Genomic DNA, 11,124 nt, shown 5'->3' with positions numbered 1-11,124 from the left:
TCCGAATTCATCGCCTTGTTGCAAGAGGTGTCGGCCTACGCGTCAAGCGCTTTGATCGCCAAAAGCGGTCCCAACACGATGTTCGAGGCCATCAGCCTAGGCATGCCGATGATCCTGTTTCGATCAGGACTGCCGCAAGAGGAATGGGTCGGGACATACATTCAGGACAACCTTGTCGGCCTATATGCAGAGGCTCTTTCGGACGTCGCTCAAAGCGTGAAAAAGCTGCATGACCCGCATATTCAACGCGAAATCAAGGCGCGACAGAAGGGTATCAGGTCATCCCTTTCGACGTTGGCAAAGGGGCGTCTGAGGTGCCTGGGCGATGCATTTGGTCACGCACTCTCAGAGAACATCGCCCTATGACATCGGTACACGCGGAAAAGGACGTCGCCGAATGGCGGGCGGTGGCAGACCATGTTCAAGAACGGGTCGAGACGCTGTTGATCGATGCGGGCCTGTCCCAGCAGATCATAACATATGCGCGCGGGTTGGGCGGCTATCACCGCGTGCCGCATTGTTGTGCGGCCTGGATCAAAGACCCCGAGACGCGGATCAGAGTCGGTTCGAACTTCTGTATTCATATGATCGGTCTGAAATTCCTCGACGACATCATCGATGATGATGCACCGGTCCAGTCACGGGAACTGGTGTTCGGAAGCGCGATTTGTGACTTTGCCACGCAGGAATTGCTAACTGTGTCGCCGCTCAGCAATCCGTTGGCAGATTTTGAAAAACAGTGGATTCCCATCTGGAAAACCGTGTTGGCGGAACCGGTGAACCCCGCGCAAAACCTTGTTGAATGGGAACAGTTGGCCCGGCGCAAGGCGGGCAACTGGCTGTCCCGCTACACCGATGTCACAGCCAATTTGCTGTGCGATGCACAGCTCAAACCTGTTTTGCATCGCATCTTTGAGTCCTTCGGCGTCATCTACCAAATCTCTGATGATCTGCGGGATTTCCAAGCCGGAACAGATGATGATGCCAATCTGGTCGTGCTGATTGATGGCTCTGCACAGAAGGCACAAGAGGCGCTTGCGCTTCTTGAAGACTACGTCGCCACATTCCGCTTGGGAATGAAGACCCATCCGCCTGCATTGGATTTTGCATGGCGCGTCGAAAGGGTGATCGAGACTGCTGAAGAGGCGCTCAGAGGGATGGTTGATGCCGCGACCCATAGGCCGACAGCCCCCGCCTACAGCGCGACCGACCTGCCGGCGGCGGGATCGGGGCTTTAGGACGTCAGAACGCGGATCGGCCTCGCCATGAGAATTGCTGCCATTGAAAAGATGACTTGCCCCGCTTGCGGCACTGGCTTTGCGGTGAAGCCTGTCGAGACGGATGCCGATGCCTTGAAATGGGGTTTGCTTGGCTGCGATTGCTTTGACTATCCGGTCATTGATGGTGTTGCACTGCTGTCCCTGTCCAAAGGGTACGGAGGGGCCGAAGAGCGGTTTCAACCGTATCAGGCCCTTCTGTCAGCCGGGGTTCACTATCTGGAACGTCGGGATGTCGGTGGCCTAAAGCGTTGGGTTCGTCGCCATATTCCGGTGCTTGCAAATCTGATCGATCGCTCTGACAGCCAGTCTTATTACGACTTCATCAAAGCGCATATGCGAGACATCGAGCTTGCCTTTGCGCGAACCCTCTCGGAAGACGGCCGATATGGTTTGATTGGCTGGACGCCATCGACTGCCAAGGGATTGCCGTTACCTGCGGCGCTCGCCAATTTTCCCAACACCTATGTCGCGACGCTTTTGTTCGGGATGTTTCATCGTTTTCTGCGCAAGCCAGAAGACTATTGGTATGTGTCTCGCTGGATGGATGGCCGCCTTTCTCAGACCAAGGCCGGGCTTTCCGGTTGGCCAATGCGCAACCGATCCGTCCTTTCACTGGCTTGCGGACACGGCATCGCCGAGGCGTTGTTTCTGCACCTGGACCCTGCGACCGAAATCCTTTCGATGGATGGCCAGATCATGAATGTCTGGATCACCAAGAGTTTTGTAAATCCAGCTGGCGACTACGCGGTCTATGATCTGACCGCGCCCCTGCCGTTTGAGGACGGGGCGTTTGACGTCGCTTTCTGTTCGACGTCGTTTCAGGAAATCCCCCAACACGCCCTTTTCTCACGCGAAAAGATCAGGGTCACCAAGGCCGAGGGTCTGGCCTATTTCGACTTTGCATGGTGGCCCGCCAACCGTGTGAATCCGCTTCGGGCCTATCGTTACTGCCAGAACATGGTCGACACGCCCGAAAGCGTTGGCAGGATCATTTCCACGGAAGCTTTGCGGTTAGGCAGGCAGACCTTTGCACATGGTGTGCCGGCGGACATCGCCAATGACACAGTTTGGGCCCCCAGTTGGGCTGATATTACTGACGATCCCGGCGATGCCTGCGGCCCTGATGTTCCTGGGGCAAGCTTTGCGGTGTCCCGTCAGCCGCCATCGTCCTGTGAATTTCAGAACACTCTCAATCAGGTCTATTGGCACCCGTCCGCGCAAGGGCAGGGCGCACCCCCCAAAAGCGGTGAAGATCTGCAATTGATGCTTCAATCCAAAGAAGCGCTGATCTTACCGGCCAAATTCAAGGATGGTGCAATGAAAATTGCCACCGCCAACAGGGCCCGCATGCAAGAAGAAGCTGACTTATGAACACCACCAAGACAGACGTTTTGATCATCGGCGCCGGTGTTTCCGGCCTTGCAGCGGCAAGCCAAATTGAAGGCTCTGCCAAGATCGTGCTTGAGGCTTCGGACCGAGTTGGCGGTCGTGTCATGACCACCGATATTGATGGTATGCCATTCGAGCTGGGCGCAACCATTGGATACGCGACCGAAGGTTTGCCGGAGTTTCTGGAACCGTCGCCTTTTGTCCGCGCGGATGGCGCGGTTGGGCTTCTTTCAAAGGGCGCCAAGGCGTTTCATGAGACGCCGCTTGAAAGTTTGCGTGCGCTTTTGCAAGAGCGTCCCGATGCGGAATTGGATCGGGTGGTCGCAGCGGCGACCACAGCTGAGGCGAAAGAGTTGCGTCAAGCGATCCTTGATCTGTCTGATCCGGTGTCCCGGCAAACGGTGAATGATCTCTTTTCCTCCATGCATCCGGGAGAGTTGGAGGCTTACAGTCCCAGAGTGGTTTTGGACGCGTTCCATCGGTTTTACCCGTCCTATCATGAAGGCGGAAATGGCGAACTGACCGCGCAGATGGTCGCGCGCTGCGATGTCTTAATCAACCACCGGGCCGAAAGCTTGACGCGTCAGGGCGACGGATGGTCTGTGATGGTTGTCGGCCCGGACGGCCCGGCCGAGTTTAGATGCGAAAGGCTGGTTCTGGCGACGGACGCCAATACTGCCGCCGCATTGCTGAGTCCGATATTCCCCGAGCTTTCCAGTGCCTTGGCAACGGTAACCTATGGTCCTTTCAGCGTTGTCGGATTTGGTTTCAAAGAGCCCAAGATGCCCGGCGTAAGCTATGCCTATACGCCAGAGCTTCGACCAAGCGCTGTAGGGCAACGCATCGGAAAAAACGGCACGCCTGCCCATGTCGGGTTTTTGTTCAGCGGAGCAAAGGCAAAATGGATTCAAGGTGTGGATGAGCAAACCGCGCGTGAGGTGTGCCTTGAGGCGCTCAGCCTTGTCGCCGGAACAACGGTGCATGATTCCGAGATAACTTCGAGCGCTATTCAGCACTGGCCGCTTGGTGGCACAGTTTTGTCCAACAGCCTCTTTCTTGCGAATTGGCCGTCACAGGCATTTGCGCAAGCCGGGCTATACCTCGCCGGTGACTACTGTGCGCCCATGGGCTATGGGATTGCTTCGGCCATGAAAGCGGGAACCGCAGCGGCAAAAGCCGTCAATGCGGACCTTGGCTAGAGCGGTTCACAAAGAGATTTCTTCAAGCGTGAACTGGGTGTCATGCGGCAGGGGGTGCCGCCACTTGGGATTGTCCGGATCACGGCGGCGCGCTTTGTGGCGCATCATCATTTCCCTGCCATAGGTTTCGCGGACCGACGACCCGAACCCGGTGTCTGACGCATTCGTCAAAGACTTTGGATGCTCTCTGTACCGAAAAAGCCGTTTTTTTGTGTTTCCCATGCGGTATTCATGGGCTGCACGGAGCAAGAAATCAGTGTCTGCGCCGACGCGCGTGTTGCCATCAAATGACCCGATGTCTTCGAAAACGCTTCTGCGCACCATCATGGTTGGATGGTGCAGAACAAATGTTTTTCCAAGCCGCGCCCAGAAACTGGCGCTGAACGGCATACGCTTTTGCCCAATGACGGTGCCTGCGGGATCAATCACGCGATACGACGTGCCCATAATATCAAGGTTACGCCGGATCATGACGCGCCTTTGCTCGCCAAACCTGTTGGGTTCCGAGATGTCGTCAGCATCGTGAAAGCCGATAAAGGGGCTTTTGATGTGGTCGATGCACAGTCGCTTTAGGCGGTAGGTGCCAACATTCCGGTCCGCGCGAAACACCCTGAGCTTCGGCTCATGTTTCCATGGTTTCAGCGTCTCAAGCCATGCCGTGTTCCTGCTGGCGTCATCCAGCACCCAGAGTTCGATGTCCCGAAAATTCTGCTCCAGAACCGATTGAACCGCCAACGGGAGATATGCCTCGCCCTCATAGTGGGGAAGCAGGACCGTGATTTCCGCCGGGGGTCGGTCTGACGTTTGCAGGATCAGATCGGGATTGATTTGCGGCGTGTCGAAAGACGTGGAGATATTCACGCGGCGCGGCCTCCGGGGTTAAATCAGGGGCATCTGACCGGGGTTCATCAGGCTGTCATTATCTTGCCGTGCCAAAATCTCGCGCGCGGTGCTCAGATCATCATCGGCGATGATTTCGGCGTCGGGTTCATGCCAACCTGAAAGATACGGGCGTCCGCCAAATCCTAGGCACGTCTCTAGAAGCTCGTGCAATGTGTGCCGACAGTGTTGGACGGCAGCGTCGTCTTCGATGTGGGGTTCAAGGTAGACCCCGACGCCATATAGGATTCCGTCATTCTTGACGCGGGTCGTGGAGAGAAGCTGCGGCGATGGCGCTTGCGCCTTGGTTTGCATCGCCAAGATACGCGTGCGGGGCCGCCATGCGACAGCACCCGGATGTGCAAAAGCCATTTGATGAGTTGATTTCAGCATCTGAGCCAGATGCTCTTCGGCGACAACATAGTCGGCCCAAATATAGGCTGTCTTGGGCTTAAAGGCTCGTTCCTGCATCGTCACGAACCAGTCCGCGTAGGGCATGGAAACGTCGCGCCAATCGCGTGCGCCGAGGTCCGGCCCAAGCAATGCTGGAGAAGTTGAGGCCGAGGGTTCGCATGGCTGACCAATGACGACCTTGAAACCGTTCAGGTCGATTTGACCCATCATCATCTCAAACCTGCCCGACGCGGCGGACGCCACGGCTTGCAAATCCTGTGTCAGCGCCTCGACGGATGGCGGGCGCAGAGTGAACTGAGCGAGGTGGGGCGCAAGGGGTTGTGTGGACATTTCAACCGCGGTGATGAACCCGAGCCGACCAGAAGCACAGGTTGCGACTCCCCAAAGGTCATGGTCAGCCGGGCCAAGTCGTCGAACGCTTGCCGATCCGTCGATCAGTTCAATGGCTGTGACGTTATCGACCTGACTACCTTGGGAGTATGAGCTGCACCCAAAACCGCCAAAGGCCATGGTGCCCGCCACGGTCACATCTGGCCAATTGGTCAACACGGGACACCGACGCCCATGTCGGTTGAGCCGACGTTCAAGTTCGGTCCATGTGAACCCGCCACTGACCAAGACGCTGTGATCTTCGCGCAGGTCGAACCGGCTTTTGTCAGCGTTCAGGATCAAAACGCCTCCGTCCGAGATGCAGTGATCCCCGAACGAATGGCCGGCCCCACGAAAATTCACCGGCTGTTTGGCATCAAGAGCCGCCTTGATGCAGGCCTGTGCCTCTGCCGCGTTAAAGACCGTCTTCACCGAGGCAGGGGTCTGCGAAATCAGCCCGGAAAAACTCTCAGACGGGCCAAGACTTCCGGGGCCCCCACTTTTGTCTAGCACGTTGTGAGCCCTCCAATGACCCAGATGGAAGCCTTAACCACCATCGGGATGTCCGTATCTGCTGTAGCCGCTCCACGAGACACGGCGCATGGGGCGACGCAGCAGCCCGCGGATCACAAAGCCCGTTCCGGCGGCGATGTAGAAAGAAAAGACCAAGCCAGACAGAAATCTGTTCGCGATGGGCACCGAGCCGAGGCCGGGCTGTTGCGGCGTCTTCATCAGCCCATGGAACAGAACTTCTTCTGCGAAGCGCGCCGAATGCTCCTGATTGAAATCAGACAGCAATATTGCGTTCTCGTGGATTGTGCGCCGGATCCTTGGAATGATCTCCCAAACTGGGCCGCCCACCGTGTGTTCACACAATGCGGTTTCGACAACGGCCTGACGCATGAGCGCATCTGGCATATCAGGCTCAAAAAACTTTAGGCTGAGATACCCGTCTTCGCCGATGTACCGTTCGGGGATGCCTTCGCGGATCGCATCAAAGCGGCACAGGATCGCACATCCGTGCGGCAGACGACGGCCCGTTTTGTGCGACTGTCTCTTGGTTTTAAGAAAGAACTTTGCAGCCCACTGGGTGTTCGGGCGGGGCACTTTGTACGCGCCGACTGTGATCAGCTCGGGATTGGCATCAAGGTGCCGCACCAGGTTCTCGAGGCAAGACGGGCCGAGGCTGACATCATCGTCGACCCAGCCCAGGTCGCCGTTGAATGCCGTGTGCGCCAGGGACCGAGTGACCTGATTCAGCGCGTTGACCTTTCCATGAAGATCAATGACCGCAATTAAAAGGTAGGGCCTTAACGCCTTTGGGATGCCCTCAACGATTGCTGCGACGTGGCGCGACGCGGCATCGGCATCATGCGCGCCGTGTTGAAACGCCAAAACAACTTTTCCGTCTGGCAATCCCTGGCCTTCACCCGCCGGCAACAGTTGCTCAAGCACCTGAGCCGTCGCTTGCCCATGTTGCTTGGCTGGGCATCTTTCCAGATACGAAGTCAGAATGAAAACCTGACTGGCAGCGGCCAAGCTGTCGGGACAGTTCTTAGGTATGGTTTGGCCGTTTCCATCAACCCACCTGATCGTGGAGTGCGGAACCGGCATCGGTTCAAACCCTCGTCTCGTGGCAAAGCTCAGGAAATTGACGAGTGCGCGGCAGGCTGTCCGTGACCGTGTCATCTAGACACCCGGATAATCGCATTTTGCGCACAGGCCGGTGCGTTTCCGTTCCAAAAGCTCTTTGCGTTTGTTCACAATGGTTGAACCGGTCCAGATTTCCTCCAACGTGCTGACGCTGGCGTCGCCCATGATCTCTTCCAATGTCCAATCCTGACAGCACAAGGCGGCTTGGCCATTGTAGGCAATGTAGAGTTGGTTGAACGGCCTGTTGCAAAACGCATCAAGCTTTTTGGGTTTTGCCGAGGGCAGATTTCCAGCGCGGTTCGACAAGCCCTTGTCCGATCCGCGGTTGGCGATGACGATGTCGAACTCCTTCGCGAACTCCTCAATCCGAGAGCCGACCTCGCCATCTGTGTAATCGTTGACTACAATTTTGGCGTGTGGTGCCAGTTTCTGAGCCGCTTCGTATGTCAGCAGCGATCCGTTCGTCTGGATGACAACCTTGCCCTTGGTCTGTTCGTCTGCCGTTTTCGCAAAGTCGAAAATGCGTTTGTCCAAGAGGGGCTCATTGCGAAGGTATAGGCGAATCTCTCCTTCGAACTCTCTGAGTTGGTCGATGAGGCTCTCAAACAGTCGATCTGTCATTCGACCCTTGGGCATCTCAATTTGGTTAGTCGGACAAAAAGAGCACTTATAGTTGCAGAAGGCCAAGGTCTCGATCTGGATCGCCTTGAGAGCAGGATTATTCACTGATCCTGCATAGCTCTTGCGCGCAATATTCGACAAGGCGACGGCACCAGCCTGGAAGCCAGCGATGCGAAAGCCAAGGCTGGCTACGTCTAGAACCCCTTTGGACTGGAACCTCGTCGCGACATACGGGAGCACTCGGCTGATCATGATGGAATGACTCTGATAGGGACAATAAAAAAACTTGGCTAAGTTCAATTTCAATCTATATCTCTTGCCATTTTTCTTTCAAACGTTTTATTTTTCTCAAGCTGGGGTTGTGCGTCGATTTGTCTGAAGAGGAATTTTGTTTTGAATACGCGTTCTTCTATCGTCGGCGAAGTGACGCCCATTTCAGCACATCCTGACCAATTTCTCTTTGTCATTGGCGCGATGAAGAGCGGCACGACAAGTGTGTTTCGCCTTCTATCGAATCATCCGCAGGTCTGCCGACCTGCTGAGAAAGAGCCTGATTTCTTCTCCGACAATGATGTTTGGGCAAACGGATTCGACGCTTACTACAACCTATGGGAGTGGTTGCCCGGAAAGCATGTCGTCGCGCTGGAGGCGTCCACATCTTACGCCAAGTTTCCGATGCTGCCCCATGTTCCAGACCGAATGAGCACGCTGAGCGGCGCGAGGATGAAGTTCGTGTACATCGTTCGAAACCCGATTGAGCGTATCGAGTCGCACGCGCGTCATGCGCTCTACGAAGGATGGTTCAACGGTCTGAACCTGAGCAATGACGGAACGAGTTCTCTGATCGAGTGCACAAAATACGCGCAACAGATCGATCAGTATGTTCAGCGGTTTCCCGCAGAAGACTTGCTGATCCTGACCAATGACGAGTTGAGGTCGGATCCAAGAGGCGCGGTGTTGAAAATCTGCGAGCACGCGGGGCTCGATCCGAAAATGCTGCCGGAGGCTGATCTCGAAAAGGCAAACGACGGCGGGCAATACAGCCGTGCGAGGTGGAGCAACACTTTTGCCCAAAGCAAGGCGCCAGTCTCAATGGCGATCAAGTATGTGCTCAAGCTTGTCGTGGGTCTCGAACGTTTGCGACGGTGGCATAACTCAGACGCTTTGCGGGTCACAGGCCCACGGTACCAACTGGACGAAACGGAACGCGCAGAGGTGATGGAGATCCTGACGCCCGACCTTCGACGGCTCCGCGACACTTATGGCGTTGATATCAAGGGTCTGTGGGGCATAGACGTTTAGACTGCGTCCTGTTCTCCTCATCATTCGAGGCCGTTCAACGCTAAGGACGTTTTGGCTATGCGGCTGTAATGGTCGCCTCGCATAATCCGTCTTATGTTGAGTCGAGGCTCTTGCTAGGCTGTGTCGGAAAGACCGAAGAAAGCGTTTTTGGTCAGACGGTTACGACCACAACGGCTCACTCCCCAGCCCAACGAATCGAGCGGATGCGAGCGTGCCATATTCCGCCGATTACGCTGGGTAAGGAATCCCGCCTTGATTTTTTTAAGACGACTCACAACACTGTTTCACAACTTAAGACTGTATTGATCATCTGATTTTTCCGGCGGACCCTTCGGGAATTTTACCCGAGCTTACTGCCCCGACCAGATCTGTTTTGTACCGCCGCGTCATGGCTTTGGCGCGGGCAGAAGACCTTTTGCCTTCGGTCTGCCCTGTTGGTGGACCGCCCAGATATTTGAAGGGAGAGAATTCCATGTATCAACACCCCGGCGTCTATGTAGAACACGTCCCCTCGGGCGCGCTTGCAATCGAGGCGGCTTCGACCTCGGTCACGGCTTTTGTCGGTCCGGTCGGTCGCGGCAGCGCGGCCACCGTCAAGCCGATTTTCATCACCTCTGTTGGTCAATATGCATCCGCGTTCGGCCCCCTCGGCGGTGGTGCTGGCGGCATTTACAACCAAGGCGATCAGGTCGATGTGATGGGCCATGCCATCAACGCCTATTTCGCCAATGGCGGCACCAAGGCGTATATCGTCCCGTTGGATACCTCTGATGAGGTCGCAGCCACCATCGAAGCCAAGGTCAAAGTTGATGGCGATACCTATGACGTCAGCGCGACGGCCAAATCGCCGGGAACCTGGGGCAATGACCTGAAGGTCAAAGTCGAGGCTGGCGCTGCGGCACCCGAAGTGACCATCAGCGTTCTCTACAAGGACAAAACGGTAGAGACCTACACCAACCTGACGCTTGCTCCGGACGAAGCAAATTCCGCAGCCGATGTTGTCACGGCAGAATCTGGCCTGGTGACACTTGAGGCCGCCAAAAAGGTGTCTGGCGGGACGCTTCCGGCGACGCTGACGCTTGCCACGGGTAAAAACAGCACCAAGCTGACCAATGTCGAATACGGCTTGGCCTTTGATGTGCTCAAGGACTACCGCGACATCTCGATCATTTGCCTGCCGGGTCTGACATGGAACGCCAACCAGACGACCTATCAAAAGGCCATCGCCCATGCTGAGTTCATGAAGAACCGCATGGTCATCGTCGATCCGAACGACACCGACCTGAAAACGGCCACGGATGTGAACGCTTTGGGTCTGACGACCTCGCCTTTCGCGGCGACCTATCATCCGCATCTGACGGTGCTGAACCCCTATCACAATGAATCTGCCGCTAGCCTGCCCAAGACCTTTGACCTGGGGCCTGGCGCGTTCGCGGCAGGGCTTTGGGGGCGGATCGACAGCACGCGTGGTGTGTGGAAGGCTCCCGGCGGGCTTGAGGCCACTGTGCGTGGCACGCTTGGTCCCAAGCGCCTGATCGGTAACGCCATTCAGGACAACCTGAACCCCGAAGGCGTCAACTGCATCCGGTCAATCGTGGGGCCAAACGTGGTCTGGGGCGCGCGGACACGGGCGACCAAGACCAAGCCCGAATTCCGCTACATCTCGGTTCGTCGCACACAGAACATGATCGGCGAAAGCCTCTATCGGGCCTTGCAAGCGGTCGTGTTCGAACCCAACGACCACAAGCTCTGGTCCGCACTGCGTGGCGGCGTGGGCGATTTCATGGACGGTCTCCACCGCGCTGGCGCGTTTCAGGGGGCCAAGGCATCGGATGCCTATTTCGTCCAGTGTGGGCTTGGGTCGACCATGACTCAAGGCGACATTGATGCCGGCATTGTCCGCGTCTCGGTCGGGTTTGCACCGCTGAAACCTGCAGAATTTGTCGTCGTCCAGATTTCCCAGAAAGTCGGCCAAGCCGCGTAATCGCGGCCTGACCTTTTTCGAACAGCATTTGACA

At 56.4% G+C, this 11,124-nt stretch carries 10 protein-coding genes; 6 read left to right on the top strand and 4 right to left on the bottom strand.

Annotated elements, in window-relative coordinates; all coding sequences use genetic code 11:
- The 4 genes from FE702_RS18705 to FE702_RS17515 all read left to right on the top strand — a co-directional run.
- On the top strand, positions 1-366 hold a 366-nt coding region (locus FE702_RS18705; RefSeq protein WP_222611838.1), incomplete at its 5' end, for a glycosyltransferase family protein.
- On the top strand, positions 363-1,238 hold the full coding sequence (locus tag FE702_RS17525; RefSeq protein WP_147127642.1) for a class 1 isoprenoid biosynthesis enzyme: 876 nt from the start codon (positions 363-365) through the stop codon (positions 1,236-1,238). The genes FE702_RS18705 and FE702_RS17525, both read left to right, overlap by 4 nt.
- A gap of 51 nt (positions 1,239-1,289) precedes the next feature.
- Complete coding sequence (locus tag FE702_RS17520; protein WP_186827153.1) at positions 1,290-2,651, top strand: methyltransferase domain-containing protein; 1,362 nt, start codon at positions 1,290-1,292, stop codon at positions 2,649-2,651.
- Positions 2,648-3,868 carry a flavin monoamine oxidase family protein gene (locus tag FE702_RS17515; protein ID WP_147127640.1) on the top strand — a complete coding sequence of 407 codons (1,221 nt, stop codon included), beginning with the start codon at positions 2,648-2,650 and terminating at the stop codon, positions 3,866-3,868. Before FE702_RS17520 ends, FE702_RS17515 begins: the two co-directional genes overlap by 4 nt.
- Before the next feature lie 6 nt (positions 3,869-3,874).
- On the opposite strand, the gene FE702_RS17510 is transcribed toward FE702_RS17515, so the two are convergent.
- The 4 genes from FE702_RS17510 to FE702_RS17495 are packed head-to-tail and all read right to left on the bottom strand — an operon-like array spanning position 3,875 to position 8,056.
- Positions 3,875-4,729 (bottom strand): glycosyltransferase family 2 protein, encoded by an 855-nt coding sequence (locus FE702_RS17510; RefSeq protein ID WP_147127639.1) that lies wholly within the window; start codon positions 4,727-4,729, stop codon positions 3,875-3,877.
- Between the two features lie 18 nt (positions 4,730-4,747).
- On the bottom strand, positions 4,748-6,043 hold the full coding sequence (locus FE702_RS17505) for an FAD-binding oxidoreductase (RefSeq protein WP_186827152.1): 1,296 nt from the start codon (positions 6,041-6,043) through the stop codon (positions 4,748-4,750).
- A gap of 33 nt (positions 6,044-6,076) precedes the next feature.
- On the bottom strand, positions 6,077-7,219 hold the full coding sequence (locus tag FE702_RS17500; RefSeq protein WP_147127637.1) for a glycosyltransferase family 2 protein: 1,143 nt from the start codon (positions 7,217-7,219) through the stop codon (positions 6,077-6,079).
- Positions 7,220-8,056 (bottom strand): radical SAM/SPASM domain-containing protein, encoded by an 837-nt coding sequence (locus FE702_RS17495; RefSeq protein WP_147127636.1) that lies wholly within the window; start codon positions 8,054-8,056, stop codon positions 7,220-7,222. It lies immediately after the preceding gene.
- 141 nt (positions 8,057-8,197) lie between these two features.
- On the opposite strand from FE702_RS17495, the gene FE702_RS17490 reads away from it, so the two are divergent.
- The gene (locus FE702_RS17490) at positions 8,198-9,106 is read left to right on the top strand and encodes a sulfotransferase family protein (protein WP_147127635.1); all 909 of its coding nucleotides are present in this window, start codon (positions 8,198-8,200) and stop codon (positions 9,104-9,106) included.
- 472 nt (positions 9,107-9,578) lie between these two features.
- On the top strand, positions 9,579-11,090 hold the full coding sequence (locus tag FE702_RS17485; RefSeq protein ID WP_147127634.1) for a phage tail sheath C-terminal domain-containing protein: 1,512 nt from the start codon (positions 9,579-9,581) through the stop codon (positions 11,088-11,090).
- The last annotated feature ends 34 nt before the right edge of the window (positions 11,091-11,124 follow it).

The sequence above is a fragment of the Shimia ponticola genome (genome assembly GCF_007995215.1).
Lineage (GTDB): Bacteria > Pseudomonadota > Alphaproteobacteria > Rhodobacterales > Rhodobacteraceae > Shimia_B > Shimia_B ponticola.
Note: the sequence above shows the minus strand (reverse complement) of the source record. Positions and strands in the feature narration are given on the sequence as shown.